The sequence below is a fragment of the Streptomyces sp. RLA123 genome (genome assembly GCF_056270165.1).
The window spans coordinates 6,538,601-6,556,629 of record NZ_JBWDOR010000003.1 but is presented as its reverse complement, the minus strand read 5'-3'; the positions used below and the strand labels follow the sequence as shown (position 1 = coordinate 6,556,629).

Annotated in this window: 18 protein-coding genes; 9 read left to right on the top strand and 9 right to left on the bottom strand. The window is 71.9% G+C overall.

The window, feature by feature from the left end; all coding sequences use genetic code 11:
- Positions 1 to 236: 236 nt before the first annotated feature.
- Positions 237 to 1,046, top strand: a complete 810-nt coding sequence (locus RV983_RS30015) for a DUF2797 domain-containing protein (RefSeq protein ID WP_475988832.1) — start codon at positions 237 to 239, stop codon at positions 1,044 to 1,046.
- Between the two features lie 24 nt (positions 1,047 to 1,070).
- Here the strand turns inward: RV983_RS30015 and RV983_RS30010 are convergent, their stop codons facing one another.
- On the bottom strand, positions 1,071 to 2,294 hold the full coding sequence (locus RV983_RS30010) for an ROK family protein (protein WP_475988831.1): 1,224 nt from the start codon (positions 2,292 to 2,294) through the stop codon (positions 1,071 to 1,073).
- Between the two features lie 66 nt (positions 2,295 to 2,360).
- Here RV983_RS30010 and RV983_RS30005 point away from each other — a divergent pair, with 66 nt between their 5' ends.
- From RV983_RS30005 to RV983_RS29990, 4 genes are all read left to right on the top strand, one after another.
- Positions 2,361 to 3,557, top strand: a complete 1,197-nt coding sequence (locus RV983_RS30005; RefSeq protein ID WP_475988830.1) for an MFS transporter — start codon at positions 2,361 to 2,363, stop codon at positions 3,555 to 3,557.
- Positions 3,558 to 3,640: 83 nt separating this feature from the next.
- Positions 3,641 to 3,997 carry an SCO4225 family membrane protein gene (locus tag RV983_RS30000; protein WP_475988829.1) on the top strand — a complete coding sequence of 119 codons (357 nt, stop codon included), beginning with the start codon at positions 3,641 to 3,643 and terminating at the stop codon, positions 3,995 to 3,997.
- A gap of 48 nt (positions 3,998 to 4,045) precedes the next feature.
- Positions 4,046 to 4,792 carry a maleylpyruvate isomerase family mycothiol-dependent enzyme gene (locus RV983_RS29995; RefSeq protein ID WP_475988828.1) on the top strand — a complete coding sequence of 249 codons (747 nt, stop codon included), beginning with the start codon at positions 4,046 to 4,048 and terminating at the stop codon, positions 4,790 to 4,792.
- Between the two features lie 58 nt (positions 4,793 to 4,850).
- Positions 4,851 to 5,318 carry a DUF4442 domain-containing protein gene (locus RV983_RS29990; protein ID WP_475988827.1) on the top strand — a complete coding sequence of 156 codons (468 nt, stop codon included), beginning with the start codon at positions 4,851 to 4,853 and terminating at the stop codon, positions 5,316 to 5,318.
- Positions 5,319 to 5,354: 36 nt separating this feature from the next.
- Here RV983_RS29990 and RV983_RS29985 read toward each other — a convergent pair whose 3' ends face one another.
- Positions 5,355 to 5,747, bottom strand: coding sequence for a MarR family winged helix-turn-helix transcriptional regulator (locus RV983_RS29985; protein ID WP_475988826.1), 393 nt, complete (start codon positions 5,745 to 5,747; stop codon positions 5,355 to 5,357).
- An 86-nt stretch (positions 5,748 to 5,833) separates the two neighbouring features.
- Here RV983_RS29985 and RV983_RS29980 point away from each other — a divergent pair, with 86 nt between their 5' ends.
- Positions 5,834 to 7,327 carry an MFS transporter gene (locus RV983_RS29980; protein ID WP_475988825.1) on the top strand — a complete coding sequence of 498 codons (1,494 nt, stop codon included), beginning with the start codon at positions 5,834 to 5,836 and terminating at the stop codon, positions 7,325 to 7,327.
- A 53-nt stretch (positions 7,328 to 7,380) separates the two neighbouring features.
- Here the strand turns inward: RV983_RS29980 and RV983_RS29975 are convergent, their stop codons facing one another.
- Genes RV983_RS29975 through RV983_RS29965 form a run of 3 tightly spaced genes read right to left on the bottom strand, consistent with a single transcriptional unit; the run spans position 7,381 to position 10,098 of the window.
- The gene (locus RV983_RS29975) at positions 7,381 to 8,046 is read right to left on the bottom strand and encodes a response regulator transcription factor (protein ID WP_475988824.1); all 666 of its coding nucleotides are present in this window, start codon (positions 8,044 to 8,046) and stop codon (positions 7,381 to 7,383) included.
- Positions 8,043 to 9,317 carry a sensor histidine kinase gene (locus tag RV983_RS29970; protein ID WP_475988823.1) on the bottom strand — a complete coding sequence of 425 codons (1,275 nt, stop codon included), beginning with the start codon at positions 9,315 to 9,317 and terminating at the stop codon, positions 8,043 to 8,045. Before RV983_RS29970 ends, RV983_RS29975 begins: the two co-directional genes overlap by 4 nt.
- Positions 9,318 to 9,375: 58 nt before the next feature.
- Positions 9,376 to 10,098, bottom strand: coding sequence for a TetR/AcrR family transcriptional regulator (locus RV983_RS29965; RefSeq protein WP_475988822.1), 723 nt, complete (start codon positions 10,096 to 10,098; stop codon positions 9,376 to 9,378).
- 127 nt (positions 10,099 to 10,225) lie between these two features.
- On the opposite strand from RV983_RS29965, the gene RV983_RS29960 reads away from it, so the two are divergent.
- On the top strand, positions 10,226 to 10,675 hold the full coding sequence (locus RV983_RS29960) for a nitroreductase family deazaflavin-dependent oxidoreductase (RefSeq protein ID WP_475988821.1): 450 nt from the start codon (positions 10,226 to 10,228) through the stop codon (positions 10,673 to 10,675).
- Here RV983_RS29960 and RV983_RS29955 read toward each other — a convergent pair.
- Both RV983_RS29955 and RV983_RS29950 read right to left on the bottom strand, forming a co-directional pair.
- Positions 10,668 to 11,321, bottom strand: coding sequence for a DUF4230 domain-containing protein (locus RV983_RS29955; RefSeq protein ID WP_475988820.1), 654 nt, complete (start codon positions 11,319 to 11,321; stop codon positions 10,668 to 10,670). The two genes, RV983_RS29960 and RV983_RS29955, sit on opposite strands and share 8 nt — an antisense overlap.
- 75 nt (positions 11,322 to 11,396) lie before the next feature.
- Positions 11,397 to 12,680 carry a geranylgeranyl reductase family protein gene (locus RV983_RS29950; protein WP_475988819.1) on the bottom strand — a complete coding sequence of 428 codons (1,284 nt, stop codon included), beginning with the start codon at positions 12,678 to 12,680 and terminating at the stop codon, positions 11,397 to 11,399.
- Between the two features lie 100 nt (positions 12,681 to 12,780).
- Here RV983_RS29950 and RV983_RS29945 point away from each other — a divergent pair, with 100 nt between their 5' ends.
- Positions 12,781 to 14,142 carry a M20/M25/M40 family metallo-hydrolase gene (locus tag RV983_RS29945; protein WP_475988818.1) on the top strand — a complete coding sequence of 454 codons (1,362 nt, stop codon included), beginning with the start codon at positions 12,781 to 12,783 and terminating at the stop codon, positions 14,140 to 14,142.
- A 92-nt stretch (positions 14,143 to 14,234) separates the two neighbouring features.
- Here RV983_RS29945 and RV983_RS29940 read toward each other — a convergent pair whose 3' ends face one another.
- Both RV983_RS29940 and RV983_RS29935 read right to left on the bottom strand, forming a co-directional pair.
- Positions 14,235 to 15,275, bottom strand: coding sequence for an NUDIX hydrolase (locus RV983_RS29940; protein ID WP_475988817.1), 1,041 nt, complete (start codon positions 15,273 to 15,275; stop codon positions 14,235 to 14,237).
- A 591-nt stretch (positions 15,276 to 15,866) separates the two neighbouring features.
- Entirely contained in the window at positions 15,867 to 16,874 is a 1,008-nt protein-coding gene (locus RV983_RS29935; RefSeq protein WP_475988816.1) for an ROK family protein, read from the bottom strand.
- An 86-nt stretch (positions 16,875 to 16,960) separates the two neighbouring features.
- Between RV983_RS29935 and RV983_RS29930 the strand changes: the two genes are divergently transcribed.
- A complete protein-coding gene (locus RV983_RS29930; protein WP_475990503.1) occupies positions 16,961 to 17,947 on the top strand; it encodes a LacI family DNA-binding transcriptional regulator in 987 nt (328 codons plus the stop codon).
- Positions 17,948 to 18,029: the final 82 nt, after the last annotated feature.

Here is an 18,029-nt window from a genome sequence, read left to right as displayed (position 1 = left end):
GCGGACTCATCTCCTTGGTGACGACGGGATCGTGTGCCATCACCGAGCCTGGTCCGCGGGAGGCTCGGGGTCGTCGTACGGCCAGCGGCACCGCGGCTACCCCGTGGGGAGTACGCGGACTGTCAGTGGCTGCGCCTAGCATGCGGATCATGTGGCGGTGCACAGGTCTGCGATGGCGGTCCGGGGGCCCGGCCTGGGCCTGGTGGCATCCCGGGCACGGCGACCGGAGCAGTCCGGTGCGCTTGGGCGACCCACTGGCCCTCGCCGTGGAACCGGGTGCGGAACGGGTTTGCCTCGGGGTGTGGCGGTCCGGCCGGTGGACGCCGTGCCCGCGGGCGCGAACGCTGCCGCCGCAAGCCCGGCGCGACCAGTGCGAGGAGTGCGCGGCGCTGGACCGCTCGCGGTCGGTGGCGGCCGACACCGCGCTGGACGACCCGCGGCCCTATGCGCTGTATCTGGCCTGGTTCGGCCCCGGATTGTGCAAGGTCGGCATCACCGCCGCCGAGCGCGGCTCCGCCCGTTTGCTCGAACAGGCCGCCATTTGCTTCTCGTTCCTCGGCCGGGGACCGCTCATGGCGGCCCGGCGAGCGGAGTCCGTTCTCGGTACGGCCCTGGGTGTGCCCGACCGGGTGGCCACCGCCACCAAGCGCGCGGCCCGTGCCGTACCGTCACCGCTGGACGTGCGGCACGCGGAGTTGCGCGCAGTGCGCGACGCGGCCTTCGCCGTGCCCGACTGGCGTGACACGCTGACTCCCTGCCCGTTCGAAGTGGTCGACCACGCCGCCGTGTTCGGGCTGGAACCCCGTCCGCCGCGGGCCACGGCCGCGGTGACCAGCCTCCGGCCCGGCACCGCCCTCGGCGGCACTGTGGAAGCGGTGGCGGGCGCCGACCTCTACGTCCGGCCGGCCGGAGCACCTGGTGATGTGGTGCTCCTGGACGCCCATTTGGTCTCGGGCTGGCCTCTCACGGCGGCGGCCCAGGGCCGGGCCGCCCCGCCGATGCGGCCGCTCAGCCGGACGGATGATCCGCCGGAGCCGCTCTTCTGACCCCTGACCGCTGTTCCATCGGTTCTAGACGCCGAGGGCTGTCAGCGGATCATCGAGAACCGGCTGCCAGGCCAGTTCCGCCGCGCCGACCAGGCTGTTGTGGTCCAGGGCGCAGGCCAGCACCGGCACGCTGCCGCTGCGTCCCCAGAGGCTGCGGTCGGCGATGACGGCCCGCAGCCGTTCGGGATCGGCGTCGAGCAGCGAGCGGTGGAGACCGCCGAGCAGGATCCGGTCGGGGTTGAGGACGTTGACCAGTCCCGCCAAGCCGAGGCCCAGACGGTCGATCAGAATGCGCGTGGCACGGCAGACGGCCGGGTCGTCGTACTCCTCACGGATCAGGGTGACCGACTGCTCGAGCAGCGAGACCTCCGGCCCGGGCACTCGGCCGGCCTCCTCCAGGAAGGCCAGCGGGTCGACCTCGACGTCAAGGCAGCCACGACTGCCGCAATGGCACGCGCGCCCCTCGGGGTTGACGGTGAGGTGACCGACCTCGAGAGCCAGCCCTGAACTGCCGGTGTGCAGTTTGCCGTGCAGCACCAGGGCGCCGCCGACACCGCGGTGACCGGTGGCGACGACCAGGAGGTGCTCGGCGCCGCTCCCCGCGCCATGGCGGTGCTCGGCCAGCGCGGCGACGTTGACGTCGTTGCCGACGAAGCACAGCAGCGGCGTGCCCGCGGGTGCCGTGATGCCGGCGCGGGCGACCTGTTCCCGGAAGATGTCCAATACCGGCGCTCCGGCCGGCCACTCCAGGTGCAGCGGGTTGAGCGCCGTGCCCTCGGGCTCGGCGACCGCCGAGGGAACGGCGAGGCCGGCCCCGGCACAGATCCGCCCGTGCTCGCTCAACAGCCGTACGCCGGCCGCGACCACGTCGGCGAGCACGTGTGCGGGGTCGGCGGGCACGGCCATGCTGACCGGCGCCGTCGCGACGATGTGACCGCCCAGCCCGACGAGTGCGGCCCGGAAGCCGTCGGTGTGGATCTGGGCCGCGAGCACGACCGGACCTTCGGGGTTGACCGCGAGCCGATGCGAGGGACGCCCTTGGGCACCCACCGGGCCGCCCGGCCGGGTGTCGACCTGAATCAGCCGCAGTGCCTCCAGTTCAGAGGCGACGGCACCCGCGGTCGCGCGCGTCACGCCGAGTTCGGCGGTGAGCACTGCGCGGGTGGGTGCGCGTCCCGTGTGCACGAGCGACAGCGCGGGACCGAGCGCGCCCCGGCCTCTCTCCAACCTTGTCCGAGTCTGGGTCACAGTCCTATTCTCACTTTGTGCCGAGCGTAAACAAAAATACGGAGCGTACTCGCCGGGCAAGATCACATGTCCACCCCGGCCCCTCTTCGGCGCCTGCGAATCGCGCTGACGGCCTTCTTCGCCCTCGACGGTTTCGTCTTCGCCGGCTGGGTGGTGCGCATCCCTGCGGTCAAGGAGCAGGTGGGCGCTTCCGCTGGGGCGCTCGGCCTGGCGCTGCTCGGCGTGTCGGCGGGCGCCCTTGGAACGATGATCCCGAGCGGGTGGTTGTGCCGACGCTTCGGCGCCGGTCCGGTCACGATCGCCACGGCCGTGGTCCTGTCACTGAGCGTGGCGCTGCCCCCGATGACCCACTCCCCTCTGGCACTGGGCCTGGTGCTGCTGCTCCTCGGCGCGGGCTTCGGCGGCATGAATGTGGCGATGAACAGCCTCGCGGTCGACGTGGTGGCCGCGTTGCGGCGCCCCATCATGCCGGGTTTCCACGCGGCGTACAGCCTCGGCGGGTTGATCGGCGCCTCCGTGGGCGGCTCGCTGGCCGCGCGTCTGACGCCCGCGCAGCACCTCTTCGCAGTGGCGGCGTTCGGCTTGGTGGCGACAACCCTCCTCGGGCGGGCACTGCTCGCCTACACCTTGGCGCGGCCCGCGGACGTTCCGGCCGGCGGCACCAGGACGGGTGCGAGCGACACGGGTGACACCGGGCGGTCCCGCACACACACGGAGTGGCCCGTCGCGGTGTTCGGCCTGATCGCCCTCTGCACGGCTTACGGCGAAGGCGCCCTCGCCGAGTGGGGACCGCTGCACTTGCAGGACGATCTGCACACCGGACCCGCCCTGGCCGCGGCAGGCTACGCCGCGGTGGCGCTCGCCATGACGATCGGCCGCCTGTCGGGAACGGCCCTGCTGATGCGGCTGGGACCGACCCGCGCGGTGATCCTGGGCGGGCTGACGGCCTGCGCCGGGATGCTGGTGGCGGCGCTCGCACCGGCGGTGGGGCTGGTGGTGGCGGGCTTCGCGCTGACCGGCCTCGGCCTGGCCAACATCTTCCCCGTGGCGATCGCCCGGGCCGGCGCTCTGGGCGGCCCTAGCGGCGTGGCCACGGCCTCGACTCTGGGGTACGGCGGTTTCCTGCTGGGCCCGCCTGCGATCGGCTTCCTCACCGACGCCTTCGGTCTGCCCGTCGCGCTCACCACGGTCGCCGCGCTCGCCGCGACGGCCGCCGCCATCGCATGTGCGGCACGGCACCTCGCGGGATCCGACGCAAACTGACGCGTCATCTCCACCCATGGGACGGCAGGGAGCGACAAGGTGGTCTCCAGCTCTGTGGATCGCACACAGCCGCCGGAGGAGACATGCCGATTCCTCACCGGCTCCGGGCAGCGGCCCGGTCGGTGTACCGAGAGCGCGTCTCGCGCGTGTACCTGGGCCTGGTGACCGCGGCCCTGGTGTTCCTGCTGGTCGACACCGCCTTCGTCTCGCACGAGGACGCGACGCTGTCCGGGGTCTGGCTCGTGCTGCTGACCCTGCCGTGGATGCCCATGTTCTGGCGGTTGTTCGCCGCCGCCGGTGGACAGGACGCGGCTCATGCCGCGTACGGCTGGGGCGGTTGGTGGACGGCCGTCCTCGCGGCACTGCTGGCTGCCGTGCTGAACGCCGCGGTTCTGGGAATCTTCGCCCGGGCCAGGAAGCGACGTCCGCAGACGCACTGAGCACCGCGAAGCGGCCTCGTTGTCCGACCCCGATGCCACAATCACGCCATGGAGACTGCCGAGTTCATCGAGACGCTCCGCCAGGACGGCACGCTGCTGGCGGACGCCGCGCAGCGGGCCGGCCTTGACGGCGCTGTACCGCCGTGCCCGGACTGGCGTGTGCGCGATCTGGTCCGCCATCAGGGGACCGTGCACCGCTGGGCCACTCGGTTCGTCGCCGAGGGACGGATACAGCCGGAGCCGATCACCGCCAGGACACCGGCGGACGATGCGGAGTTGCTCGCCTGGTTCAGGGACGGGCATGAACGGCTCGTGTCGGCGCTGGAGACGGCCCCACCGGACCTGGAGTGCTGGTACTTCCTGCGGGCCGATTCCCCGCTGGGCTTCTGGGCGCGGAGGCAGGCGCACGAGACCGCCGTGCACCGCGTCGACGCGGAGATCGCGGCGGGCCGCGCGCCCTCCCCCGTCGACCCTGCCTTCGCGGCCGACGGCATCGACGAACTGCTGACGGGCTTCCACACGCGGTCGAAGAGCCGCGTACGCAACGAGGCTCCGGGGAAACTCCGCCTGCGCGCCGTCGACCTGCCCGCCGGGCGCGGGGACTGGCTTGCCCATGTCTCGGCGGATCCCCTGGTGGTCGAGTACGCGGGCGAAGGCGAAGCCGACTGCACGGTGAGCGGCACCGCCGCCGACCTGTACCTCGCCCTGTGGAACCGGGCCACGTACGAGAAACTCGAGGTCAGCGGCGACACCTCGCTGGTGGCGCTGTGGCAGCGCACCGGGGCCATCACCTGACGGACATCGGCACCCCAAGCATTACCGGCGAGTAACTTAGCGTGCTACCGTCACCTCCATGGCACGACGCTCCCTCGCACCCACAGCCCTTCGGCGCGCGATCAACTGGTGGCCGCCCTACCTCTTCGCGGGCATCCGGGTGCTCGACATCGCCGACGACTGGAGCTCGGCCCGGGTGCGCCTGCGTCTGCACGGGTTCAACCGCAACTACATGGGCACCCACTTCGGCGGCTCGCTCTTCTCGATGGCCGACCCGTTCTGGATGCTGTTGACGATGAACCGCCTCGGCCGCGACTACCTGGCGTGGGACCGCGCCGCCGAGATCGAGTTCGTCTCGCCCGGCCGCGGCGACGTGTTCGCCGATTTCAAGCTCACCGAGGCCCGGCTGGACGAGATGCGCACCCTCGCCGCGGACGGCGACAAGGCGCTGGTGTGGTTCGAGAACAACGTCGTCGCCGACGACGGCACGATCGTCGCGAAGGTGCGAAAGCAGCTCCATGTGCGGCGCAAGCCACAGGCCCACTGAACGCCGGCAAACAGCCGCAGCGAACCCGGCCGAAGGTCAGACCTCGCCGAGGATCCGCTCCAGGACAGCACGCTGGACGGGCCTGGCCTCTTCGTGACGTGCACGCCCGGCGTCCGTCAGCCCCACCCGGACCCCCCGCCGGTCCTCACTGCAGATCCCCCGGCTGACCAGCCCTTCCTTCTCCAGTCGGCCGACCAGGCGGGACAGTGCGCTCTGACTCAGGTGCACGCGGTCGGCGAGCTCCTGGACACGGAAGGTGCAGCCCTCGTCCAGGCTGCCCTCCGCGAGGATGTCGAGCACCTCGAAGTCGCTCGCGCCGAGGCCGAGCTGGTGCAGTTCGCGGTCGAGCTCGCACGCGGTGCGCGCGTGCAGGGCAAGGACCTCCCGCCACCGCTCCACGAGCGCATGTTCACTCTTCACGCCGGTCATGGGCGCAGGATAGCAGAATTCCGCCATTTTATGTACGCACATTAAATGCATTTGCATTTGATGCATGCGCATGTAGTGTCCTCCGCATGACCTCTCCCGACACCACCGTCCCCGGTACGGAAGGCCGCTGGAGCGCGCGCCAGTGGGGCACCCTGCTCGTGCTCTGCGCCGCACTCTTCCTCGACGCCCTGGACGTCTCGATGGTCGGCGTGGCCCTGCCGTCGATCGCCCGCGACCTCGACCTGACCACCTCGTCCCTGCAATGGGTCGTCAGCGGCTACATCCTCGGCTACGGAGGCCTGCTGCTGCTCGGCGGCCGCGCCGCCGACCTGCTCGGCCGGCGCAGGGTCTTCCTGATCGCGCTCGGCGTCTTCGCCGCCGCCTCCCTGCTGGGCGGCCTCGTCGACTCCGGTGAACTGCTCATCGCCACCCGGTTCATCAAGGGTCTGAGCGCGGCGTTCACCGCCCCCGCCGGACTGTCGATCATCACCACGACGTTCCGCGAGGGCCCTGTCCGCAACCGGGCCCTCAGCATCTACACCACCTGCGGTGCGACCGGGTTCTCGATGGGCCTGGTGCTCTCCGGGCTGCTCACCGAGGTGGGCTGGCGCTGGACCATGCTGCTCCCCGCCCCCGTCGCGATCCTGGCGCTGGTCGCGGGACTGCGCCTGATTCCGTCGAGTCCGCGCGAGAAGGGCGAGGGCCGCGGCTACGACCTGCCCGGCGCCCTCACCGGCACCACCTCGATGCTGCTGCTGGTCTACACGGTCGTGTCCGCCCCCGAGGCGGGCTGGAGTTCGGCGCGCACACTGCTGTCCTTCGCCGCCGTCGCGGTCCTGCTCACCGCGTTCGGCGTCATCGAGCACCGCAGCAGTCACCCGCTGATCCGGCTGGGCGTGCTGCGCTCCCCGCAGCAGATCCGCGCCAACCTCGGCGGTGCCGCGTTCTTCGGCTCCTACGTGGGCTTCCAGTTCCTGGTCACCCAGTACATGCAGTCCCTGCTCGGCTGGTCCGCGCTGCAGACGGCGCTCGCGTTCCTTCCCGCGGGCGGGCTCGTGGCTCTCACCTCGACACGCATCGGACCGCTGGTGGACCGCTTCGGCACGCCCCGTGTGATCGCCTCCGGGTTCACCCTGCTGTTCATCGGCTACGTGCTCTTCCTGCGGATCGACCTGTCCCCGAACTACGCCGCAGTCATCCTGCCCTCCATGCTGCTGCTCGGCGCGGCCTGCGCGCTGGTCTTCCCATCGCTCAACATCCAGGCCACCAACGGCGTACGCGACGAGGAGCAGGGCATGGTCTCCGGGCTCCTCAACACCTCGTTCCAGGTGGGCGGCGCGATCTTCCTGGCCGTCGTGACGGCCGCGATCACCGCGGGCGGCGGGCACGACAACGCCGACCCGCAGGCGGTGCTCGACAGCTTCCGGCCCGGACTGGTCGTCGTCAGCGTCATCGCGCTCGCCGGACTGTTGATCACGCTGACCGGGCTGCGCCGCCGGACGTCGTACGGATTCGTCGTCGCCTCGTCCGACGGCTCGCGCAGGACCGCCGAGGCCGAGCGGGTCTCCATGGGCGACTGATCCTGGACCGCCGTCCGGACCCGCGCGACGAACGCGGCGCGGGTCCGGACGGGTCAGCCGAGCCAGCCGGGCCTCACCAGGCCGGACTCGTAGGCCAGGACCACCAGTTGGGCCCGGTCGCGGGCGCCGAGCTTGACCATGGTCCGGCTGACGTGCGTCTTGGCGGTGAGCGGGCTGACCACCAGGCGCCGGGCGATCTCCTCGTTCGACAGCCCGATCCCGACCAGGGCCATCACCTCGCGCTCGCGCTCGGTGAGCCGTTCCAGCTCCGTCACGACCGCGGGTGCCTTGGAGCGGGCCGCGAACTCCGCGATCAGGCGCCGGGTCACCCCAGGTGAGAGCAGCGCGTCGCCGTCCACGACCGCCCTGACCGCGCGCACCAGTTCCTCGGGCTCGGTGTCCTTGACCAGGAAGCCCGAGGCGCCGGCACGGATGGCCTCGAAGACGTACTCGTCCAGTTCGAAGGTGGTGAGGATGACCACCCTGACCTCCGCGAGCGCCTGGTCCTCGGTGATCCGGCGGGTGGCCTCCAGGCCGTCCATGACCGGCATGCGGATGTCCATCAGCACGGCGTCCGGGGCCAGTTCACGGACCAGGCGCAGGGCCTGCGAGCCGTCGGGAGCCTCCCCGACCACCTCGATGTCGGGCTGGGCGTCCAGCAGCGCCGCGAATCCGGCGCGCACCAGCACCTGGTCGTCGGCGAGCACCACCCGGATCATCGGATCTCCTTGTCGAGGACGGCCGTCGCCGCGACGGCGTCGAAGGGCAGCCGGGCCAGTACGCGGAAGCCCCCGTCCGGACGGGGTCCGGCAGCCACGTCGCCGCCGAGCGCGGCAGCGCGTTCCCGCATGCCGAGCAGCCCGTTGCCACCGCCGGTCTCCGCTGACTTCCCTGCGCCGGCCGTGGCGGGACCGTCGTCGTCGACGCACACCTCGATCTCCCGCGCACGGTGGACGATCTTGAGGGTCGCGGTGCGCGACCCCGAGTGCCGGATGATGTTGGTCAGTGCCTCCTGCACGATCCGGAACGCCGCGAGGTCGACGCCGGGAGGCAGGGGGACGGCGGTTCCCTCACGGTTCACGTCGACGCCGAGTCCGGCGCCGGCGGCCTGTTCGAGCAGTTCCGGCAGGCGGTCCAGGCCCGGCGCCGGGGAACGGGGCGCCTCGCCCGGAGCACGGAGCGTACCGAGCACCTGGCGGACCTCGCCAAGAGCCCCCTTGCTGGCGGCCTTGATGGTCGTGAGGGCCTGACGGGCCTGCTCGGGGCGTTCGTCCATGAGGGCGAGGGCGACACCGGCCTGCACGTTGATCACGGAGATGCTGTGCGCGAGGACGTCGTGGAGTTCACGTGCGATCCGCAACCGCTCCTCGTCGGCCCGGCGGCGCTCGTCCTCGGCACGCTCCCGCCGCTCGCGCACATAGCTCTCGCGGCGCAGCCGCCACAGCTCGGCCACGGCGAGGATGGCCAGCAGCCACGCCGCGGCGCCGGAGATCTGCGCCCATGAGGCCCGGTGGCCCCCAGTGGGCGGCAGGTAGCGGTAGAGCCACAGCGTGACGAGCACGTACGCCGTGTACAGGCACGCCGCCACGGCGAAGACCGACCGGCGCCGACCGGCGGCCACCGCGGAGAAGTAGGCGGCGACGACGCTGAGGAAGATCGGGCCGTAGGCATACCCCGCGGCGAGGTAGACGAGAGTCACCGTGGACACGACGGCGGCGACCACGACGGGCGCGCGCCGGCGCCACAGCAGGGCGAAGGGGCCCGCGAGCAGCAGCGCGTAGCCGAAGTGGTCGAGCGGGACATGCCCGGTGCCGTTGTGTGAGGCGGCGGTCGTGCCGACCACCTGGACGAACGCGAGGACGATCGACGCGATCCAGGGCCGGCGCGGCAGGCCGTCCCCGCCGCCGTACCCCGGGGCGCCGTGGCGTGCCCACGGCGGAGACCGGCGGGGGCCGCCGGGCGGCGCGTATCCGGCTTCGTCGTCGCTCATCCCGCCACGCTAGAACGGCGGACCGGTGATCGGCGTCCGATCACGGCGGTGACCTTGTCTACTCCCCCGGGAGTACGGGGTCGCGGCGGAGACCGGCCTGGTGCGCCAGACCTGTCATGGCGTGGTCGAAGAACTCGTCCCGGGCCTCGACCACGTTGTTGAACTGACCGAAGAGCTCGAAGCCGATCACGCCGAAGATCTGGGCCCATACGGCGATCAACGCCGGAAGCGCCTGCGGCGGCAGTTCCTGGTCCAGGTCCTTGACGAGCCGCCAGGCGTCGGCGTGCACCCCCTCGCTGAGCGGTGCGTCCGGCGCGGGCAGGGCCAGGCGGCCGGCGGCGTGGGCCCTTTCCGCCACCGTGAGCAGCACGAGCGCGACGCGGGAGGCCGGGCCGATGGTGTCGAGCGGTGCGCTGTAGCCGGGCACCGGAGAGCCGTAGATCAGGGCGTACTCGTGGGGATGTTCCAGCGCCCAGCCGCGCACGGCCCGGCAGACGACGATCCAGCTCGTGACGGGGTCGGTGCCCCCCACCCCCTCGAACGCGTTCTCGGCGGCGGCGCCGACGGCGTCGTAGGCGTCGACGATCAGTGCGGTGAGCAGCACGTCCCGATTAGGGAAGTAGCGATAGAGGGCCGAGGAGACCATGCCGAGCTCCCGGGCCACCGAGCGCAGCGAGAGGCGCGCGGCCCCCTCGTCCGCGAGCTGCCGGCGCGCCTCTTCCTTGATGGCGGCGGTCACTTCGCCGCGCGCCCGTTCCCTGGCCGTCCTGATCACACTCATGGAGATCAGTGTAAGCGGACCGGAGAGATCGACCAAGATTCGGAGCAGTGCTCTTGCTTTTGCCCCACCGACCGGTGCACACTGTTCTCAGGCGAGAGCACCGCTCACACTTCTCGAAGGAGTCCCCGTGTCCGAGCACGTCATGAAGCCCGGCTGGTTCACCGTCAACGTCTTCAACCGCTTCGTCGCCTGGATCACCCGGCGCGGTGTGAGCGTGTGGGGTTCGCGCGTGCTGGCCGTCAAGGGACGCAAGAGCGGAGAGTGGCGCCGCACACCGGTCAACCTGCTCACCGTGGGCGGGGAGCGCTTCCTTGTCGCTCCCCGCGGCCACGTCCAGTGGACCCACAACATGCGGGCCGCCGGCGGCGGTCAACTCCTGCTGGGAAAGCGCGTCGAGGAGTTCACCGCCACCGAGGTGGCGGACGACGCCAAACCCGAGTTGCTGCGTGCCTACCTCAAGCGCTGGAAGGCGGAGGTCGGCGTGTTCTTCGGAGGTGTCGGCCCCGATTCCACGGACGAGGAGCTGCGCGCGATAGCCCCCAAGCACCCCGTCTTCCGGATCACGGCCGTCAGCTGAACCGCACCTCCACGCGCTCGAAGCCGAGCGAGATCAGCAGACGCTCCAGCATCGCGCGGGTGTTGGTCTCCGCCCGCTTCGCCAGCTCCGTCTTCTTGGCCGCGTCCTGGATCTTCTTCGCGGCCAGCTGCTGGATCTGCTGCTCGTCGTTGGGATGCGAGGAGAAGAAGTCGCCGAGCCGGTCGAAGAAGCCCCGCTCCTCGGCGACGATGTACGAGCGGTCCGGGTCGAGCGAGGTGCGCTCCAGCTGGGCGTGCGGCAGGGTGAGCACCGCCGACTTGCGGTCTTCGGTGACCTCGACGCCCTTCGGGCCCACGTCACCGAGGTCCACATAGGCGTCGACGCTGCCGGCGCCGACGTAGAGGGTGCGCCGGCCGCGCACGGCGTCGGGGAGGAACTTGGCGTCCTTCTCCAGGTCGACGACGACCTGGAAGTCGCCGCTGGCGCCCTCGAAGCGGCTCATGTCCTGGATCGCCTTGAGCACCACGGGACCGGTGCGGTCGCGGGTCTCCTCGGCGAAGGGGTTGGGCAGGCCGGGTATCAGGTCGGCTTTGGCGACCAGCAGCAGCAGGCCCGCCAGCACTATGAGCCCGGTCAACCACCGGGCCCACCAGGGCAGTCGGCCTTCTTCATTTCTCAACGGCATGTCAGCGCTACCTCCAAGAAGGTGTCTGCCCCTCAACACCCTCTTTAAGGCAGGCAGTAGATGGACAGATGAAGATCAGGAGCGGTCGAATGACTCTAGCGCACGACGGGCCAGCGGATGGGTGCGAACGATCTCGGCGAGCGAGGTCGAACCGCGCGTGATGCGGGCGAAGGTGTTCCACGCCGGCGGGAGGGTGGTGAGGACGGCGTGCAGCAGACCGGGGCGCTTCTCGAAGAGGCCGAGCATCCGGCGGCCCACCCCCATCTCCACCCCGAGACCGGCCTTGACCGCGAAGGCGTAGTTGAGCGCCTGACGGCGGGCATCGACCGCGTCGTGCGACTCGGAGATCCGCACCGCCCACTCCCCCGCGAGACGGCCCGAGCGCAGGGCGAAGGAAATGCCCTCGCGGGTCCACGGCTCCAGCAGGCCCGCGGCATCCCCGCAGACCACCACCCGGCCGCGGGACAGCGGGGAGTCGTCGGCGCGGCAACGCGTCAAGTGCCCCGAGGAGATGCTCGGTTCGAACCCGGCCAGACCGAGTCGGCCGATGAAGTCCTCCAGGTAGCGCTTGGTGGCGCCACCGTCGCCGCGCGCGGAGATCACACCGACCGTCAGGGTCTCGCCCTTCGGGAAGACCCAGCCGTAACTGCCGGGCAGCGGGCCCCAGTCGATCAGGACCCGGCCCGCCCAGTCCTCGGCCACCTCCGGCGGGACCGGGATCTCGGCCTCGAGGCCCAGGTCGACCTGATCCATCTTGACCCCGACATGGGCCCCTATGCGGCTGGCGGAGCCGTCGGCGCCGACGACGGCCCGCGCGAGCACGGTCTCACCGTTGTTGAGCACCACCGCGACCGTGCGCCGGTCGGGAACGGAGGTGCCGTGCTGCTCGACCCGCGAGACGGCGGCACCGGTGCGCAGCTCAGCGCCCGCGGCGACGGCCGCGTCGACGAGCTGGGCGTCGAACTCGGGCCGGTTGATCAGCCCGAAGAGCATGTGCCGGGACCGGCGGGTCCGGGTGAGGCGCCCGTTGAGGCTGAAAGTAACCGCGTGCACGCGGTCGCGCAGCGGAAGTTCGAAGCCCGGCGGGAGGGCATCGCGGGAGGGCCCGATGATGCCGCCACCGCACGTCTTGTAGCGGGGCAGTTCGGCCTTCTCCAACAGCAGGACGCGGCGTCCGGCCGCGGCCGCGGCATAAGCCGCCGACGCCCCGGCGGGCCCCGCCCCGACCACGACGACGTCCCACACCGATGCGTCCTCGACGCCGTCCGCCGAACCGCCGTCCTGCGCCTGGTACTCGCTGCTCACGTGCTCCCGCTCCCGTCCGACCCGCAGACCGCTGTCACCCCTGCTCAGCCGCATACTAATCCGCGGGGGCGCCGACTCGACTGTGGCACCATCGATCACGAGCACCAGAACACGACCATGCGTTCGACCGAACACGCACCCACCAGGAGCGCCCATGTCCGCCGCACCACTCGCCGCAACCGTCGCCGCCCTGATGCCGCGGGCCCGGACCGAGCTGGCCGAGCTGGTGTCGTTCCGCTCGGTCGCGGACCCGAGGCAGTTCCCGAAGAGCGAGTGCGAGAAGGCCGCGCAATGGGTCGCGAACGCACTGACCGGGGAGGGCTTCCAGGACGTCGCCCTGCTCGACACCCCGGACGGCACGCAGTCGGTCTACGGATACCTGCCCGGCCCCGAGGGCGCGCCCACGGTACTGCTCTACGCGCACTACGACGTGCAGCCGCCGCTGGACGAGGCCGGCTGGCTGTCCCCGCCATTCGAGCTGACCGAGCGCGACGGCCGGTGGTACGGGCGTGGCGCGGCCGACTGCAAGGGCGGCCTGATCATGCACCTCACGGCCCTGCGCGCGCTGCGTGACAACGGCGGCGTACCGGTGGGCGTGAAGATCATCGCCGAGGGGTCCGAGGAGCAGGGCACGGGCGGCCTCGAACGCTACGCGGAGGAGCACCCCGAGCTGCTCACCGCCGACGCGATCGTCATCGGTGACACGGGCAACTTCCGCTGCGGGTTGCCCACCGTGACGGCCACGCTGCGCGGCATGGCGCTGGTCGAGGTCAAGGTGAGCACGCTCCAGGGCAACCTGCACTCCGGTCAGTTCGGCGGCGCCGCGCCCGACGCGCTCAGCGCCCTGATCCGCATGTTGAACACTCTGCACGACGAGAACGGGGCCGCCACGGTCCAGGGGCTCGCCATGGACGCCTCGTGGGAGGGACTCCAGTACCCGGAGGAGGACTTCCGCGGCGACGCCAAGGTGCTGGACGGTGTCTCCCTCGTCGGCGGCGGCACGGTCGCCGACCGCGTCTGGGCCCGCCCTTCGGTCACCGTGCTCGGCATCGACGCCCCGCCCGTCGTAGGCGCCACTCCGTCCGTCCAGGCCACCGCGGGCGCCAAGGTCAGCCTGCGGGTCCCGCCGGGTGTGGACGCCCAGGAAGCCGCCGATCTCCTCATCGCGCACCTCAAGGCCTCCGCCCCCTGGGGCGCCCACGTCGAGGTGACCCAGACCGGCAGCGGGCAGGCGTTCCGCGCCGACACCTCCAGCCCGGCCTACTCGGCCATGACCGAGGCCATGCGCGCCGCCTACGGCAAGGACCTCGAGATCGCCGGCATGGGAGGCTCCATCCCGCTGTGCAACACCCTTGCCACGCTCTACCCCGAGGCGGAGATGCTCCTCATCGGGCTCAGCGAGCCCGAGGCGCAGATCCATGCGGTCAACGAGAGCGTCTCCCCGGAGGAACTGGAGAAGCTCTCCCTCGCGGAGGCACTGTTCCTCCGCGGCTACGCAGAGAGCAAGGCCGTCTGACACCCGTCCCGGTCCAGGACCGGCCGGGCCCCGGCGCACCGTCGCGTCGGGCTGCCCGGCCGGCCTGCCGGACAGCCCGCACGCCGTCCCGGTCAGCCGCCCACGGGCACACCCGCCTCGAGGTTGAGGACCGTGGCGCGCTCGCGGGCGCGCAGGGCCCAACGCAGGCGTGTCAGACGGACGGGCGGGAGCATGGCGGCCGCCTCGTCCTCGGTGGCGAATCGCCAGCCGCGCAGTTCGGCCCCCGGCAGAAGGAGCCGTTCGGCCTCGGCGGCGGCGAGACGGCCGCCGTCGAAGAGCAGCCGCAGGCCCCCGTAGCCGGGCGGCAGGGGCGGTTCCCAGTCGACGACGAGCAGACGGGGAACGGTGGCCAGGTGCAGCCCGAGTTCCTCGGCGACCTCGCGCATCCCGGCCCGGGCAGGTGCCTCACCGGGCTCGACGACCCCGCCGGGGAACTCCCATCCGGGCTTGTAGGTGGGGTCGACCAGAAGCACGCGGTCCTCCTCGTCGAAGAGGAGCACGCCCGCGGCGAGCGTCTCCGACGTGGGCTCCGGGGTCTGCACGATGTCGCAGACTCCCGCGCCCTCGCGTATCGCCTCGGCGACGCGCTCCGCGGTGGCTCTCGGGTCCAGGCCGGTCGTGTCGATGGCGTGGGCGTCGGCGCTGAGCCAGGGCAGCGCCTCGCGGTAGGCGGCGAGCTGGTCCAAGCACCAGCCGCGGACCTCCGCGCTCGCCCCGGGGTCGCCGAGGATTTCCGCGCGCTGCTCGATACGCTCCCGCAGAACCGTTTCCTCAGCGTCGAGCACGAAGTGCCGCACCGCGATTCTGCGAGCCGCCATGCCCCCGAAGATCTCGTCCCGGTATTCCTGCCGCAGCAGTGTCATCGGGACGACCAGCGGCCCGCCGCCGATCTCGTTCAGGAGCGCGGCCGCCGTGTCGACGACCAGCCGGCGCCAGCAGGGCAGGTCCTGATAGTCGGAGACCTCGCCCAACCGCTTCTCGGGGAGCATGAGCCGCAGCCCGGTGCCGATGAGTTCCGGGTCGTAGAGCACGCTTCCCGGCAGCAGATCGAGCAGTTCGCGTGCCGCAGTGGTCTTGCCCGCGCCGAACGTGCCGTTGAGCCAGACGATCACGGTGCCCCCTCTTCCGTAGCCCGGTAGCCCCCTACGAATTGCCCGGATCATCGGCGTCGGCAAACGCACAGACCCGGCCATCGGCGCATACCGGTGGCTTCAGAACCCGCGTACCCCGAGCTCAGCCCTTCTTGGCCTCCAGAGGGATGCGGCCCACGAACGGTCGGCACGGCAGCAGGAGGACCGGTGTCGCCGGCAGCGCCACGAGCAAGGGTCCGGCCGCGAGCGGAAGCCGGCGGAGACATCGAATCAGAAGCGCTCCTGATGACCCGGGAACGCGCACACCTCCAGGCCATGGCGAACCACGCACAGCCCAAATGCGGAGAAATTACGCACCCCGGCGGACCTGCCCGGAGAACCTGGCGGCGCGTCACGTCAGCGCACCCTCCGCGGCGGTCGGCCCGTCGCCGTCTTTTGGGGCTGCGAGCCCGCCGCCGGTCCGATGGGCGAGCGCCGCGCCGGGCAGGCGGGCGATGCCGGCGCGCGCCCCTCAGGCCCGACGGAAGACGGGGTTCGCGGCCGCCCCGCCCTCGGCCCACCGCGACCGGGCCAGCGCGTCCAGCACCCCGCTACCGCCCCGCTAGCGCACCGCTAGCGCACCGCGCCGAACGCCTCAAGCCCCAGCGCCTCCCCGGCCGCCGCGGCAGCGCCGACCAGGCCCGCGTCCGTGCCGAGCACCGCCGGGACGACCTTGACCCCGGCCGCGAACGACAGCGTCGCGTAGCGGCGCAGATGGGTCCGCAGGGGATCGAACAGCAGCGCGCCCGAACCGGCCACACCGCCGCCGATCACGGCGATGTCGATCTCCACCAGCGTCGCCGTCGCGGCGATGCCCGCCGCCAGTGCCTGTGCGGCGCGGTCGAAGGACGCCAGGGCCACCGCGTCCCCGGCACGGGCGGCACGGGCCACGGCGGCGGCGTCGGCCGCCTCTCCCGGCGCGGGGAGCCAGCCCGCCTCCTGCGCACGGCGCACGATGTTGGGTCCGCTCGCCAGCCGCTCGACACAGCCGCGGCCGCCACAGGGGCACAGATCGCCGTCGAGATCCACGCTGATGTGGCCGATGTGGCCCGCGTTGCCGGTCGGTCCGGGGTGCAGCGCCCCGCCGAGGACCAGGCCGCCGCCGACCCCGGTCGAGACCACCATGCACAGTGCGTTGTCATGGCCGCGCGCGGCACCCTGCCAGTGCTCGGCGGCGGTGATCGCCATGCCGTCGCCGGTCAGCACCACGGGCAGTCCGTCCACGCGTGAGGCGACCTCCGCCACCAGCGGGTAGTCGCGCCAGGCGCCGATGTTGACCGGGCTGACCGTTCCGCGCGAGGCGTCGATCGGGCCGGCACTGCCGATGCCGACCGCGACGACGCGCGGCCACTCGGCCGCCGCACGCAGCTCGTCCAGCACCTCGGCGACCGAGCCCATGACGGTCGCCGCGTCCCGGTCGGCTCTCGTCGGACGCAGGGCGCGCAGCAGCAGCCGCCCGTGGGGATCCACCAGGGCGCCCGCGATCTTCGTGCCCCCGACGTCCACGGCGGCGACCAGCGGACCCCGGTCGGCGGCGTGCAACGGCGGTGCGGTGGGTTCAGCTGTGCTCTCGAACGGCATGGGCGTAGTGTCGCCCTTTGTTGACAACGTTGTCCAGCCCATAGGATCCGGGCGTGACCGATATTCCGCGTACCGCCCGGCCCACCATGAAGGACGTCGCCGCTCGGGCCGGTGTCGGCCTGAAGACCGTCTCCCGCGTCGTCAATGAGGAGGCGGGGGTCACCGACGACACGATCGCCCGCGTACAGGCCGCCATCGACGCCCTCGGCTTCCGCCGCAACGACAGCGCCCGCCTGCTGCGCAAGGGCCGGACCGCCAGCATCGGGCTCGTCCTGGAGGACCTCGCGGACCCCTTCTACTCCCCGCTCAGCCGCGCCGTCGAGGACCTCGCCCGGGCGCACGGCACGCTGCTGTTCACAGGATCCAGCGCGGAGGACGCCGACCGCGAGCAGGAACTGGTGCTGGCGTTCTGCGCCCGGCGCGTCGACGGACTGGTCATCGTCCCGGCGAGCGAGGACCACCGCTACCTGGAGCCGGAGATAGCGGCAGGGGTCGCCACGGTCTTCGTGGACCGTCCCGCCGGGGGCATCAACGCGGACGTGGTCGTCAGCGACAACGCCGGAGGCACCCGCGAAGGCGTCGCCCACCTCATCGCGCACGGGCACCGGCGCATCGGCTTCATCGGCGACCTCCCCCGGATCCACACGGCCGCGGAGCGCCTGCGCGGCTACCGCGAGGCCATGGCCGACGCCGGGCTCCCCGTCCACGACGGCTGGGTCTCCTGCGGTACGACGGCGCCGGACCACGTGCGCTCGGAGCTCGACCGGATGCTGGGTGGGCCGGAGCCCGTCACGGCGATCTTCACGGGCAACAACCGGATCACCGTGACCGCGGTGCGCGTGCTGGCCGACCGTCCGCAGTTCGTCGCGCTCGTCGGCTTCGACGACTTCGAGCTCGCGGACCTCCTCCGGCCGGCGATCACCGTCGTCGCCCAGGATCCGGCACAACTCGGCCGCACGGCGGCGCGGTTGCTCTTCCAGCGACTCGACGGCGCCGCGGGGGCCCCCGACCGCCTCGAACTCCCCTGCCGCCTCGTCGCGCGCGGCTCGGGCGAACTCCCGCCCATGGTCTGACGGTCCCGCAGTGCCCGGCGGGCCGAAGGCACGCGCAGGGCCCCACCGCTCCGGGCCGTTGGCACCTGAAGTGCCGAGCGGT

Coding starts and splice junctions, on each gene's coding strand:
- RV983_RS29995 (WP_475988828.1), top strand. CDS start 4,046: ATGGAGACTGCCGAGTTCATCGAGACGCTCCGCCAGGACGGCACGCTG.
- RV983_RS29990 (WP_475988827.1), top strand. CDS start 4,851: ATGGCACGACGCTCCCTCGCACCCACAGCCCTTCGGCGCGCGATCAAC.
- RV983_RS29935 (WP_475988816.1), bottom strand. CDS start 16,874: ATGCCGTTCGAGAGCACAGCTGAACCCACCGCACCGCCGTTGCACGCC.
- RV983_RS30000 (WP_475988829.1), top strand. CDS start 3,641: ATGCCGATTCCTCACCGGCTCCGGGCAGCGGCCCGGTCGGTGTACCGA.
- RV983_RS29945 (WP_475988818.1), top strand. CDS start 12,781: ATGTCCGCCGCACCACTCGCCGCAACCGTCGCCGCCCTGATGCCGCGG.
- RV983_RS29950 (WP_475988819.1), bottom strand. CDS start 12,680: ATGCGGCTGAGCAGGGGTGACAGCGGTCTGCGGGTCGGACGGGAGCGG.
- RV983_RS29970 (WP_475988823.1), bottom strand. CDS start 9,317: ATGAGCGACGACGAAGCCGGATACGCGCCGCCCGGCGGCCCCCGCCGG.
- RV983_RS29980 (WP_475988825.1), top strand. CDS start 5,834: ATGACCTCTCCCGACACCACCGTCCCCGGTACGGAAGGCCGCTGGAGC.
- RV983_RS30005 (WP_475988830.1), top strand. CDS start 2,361: ATGTCCACCCCGGCCCCTCTTCGGCGCCTGCGAATCGCGCTGACGGCC.
- RV983_RS29975 (WP_475988824.1), bottom strand. CDS start 8,046: ATGATCCGGGTGGTGCTCGCCGACGACCAGGTGCTGGTGCGCGCCGGA.
- RV983_RS29985 (WP_475988826.1), bottom strand. CDS start 5,747: ATGACCGGCGTGAAGAGTGAACATGCGCTCGTGGAGCGGTGGCGGGAG.
- RV983_RS29965 (WP_475988822.1), bottom strand. CDS start 10,098: ATGAGTGTGATCAGGACGGCCAGGGAACGGGCGCGCGGCGAAGTGACC.
- RV983_RS29955 (WP_475988820.1), bottom strand. CDS start 11,321: ATGCCGTTGAGAAATGAAGAAGGCCGACTGCCCTGGTGGGCCCGGTGG.
- RV983_RS29930 (WP_475990503.1), top strand. CDS start 16,961: ATGAAGGACGTCGCCGCTCGGGCCGGTGTCGGCCTGAAGACCGTCTCC.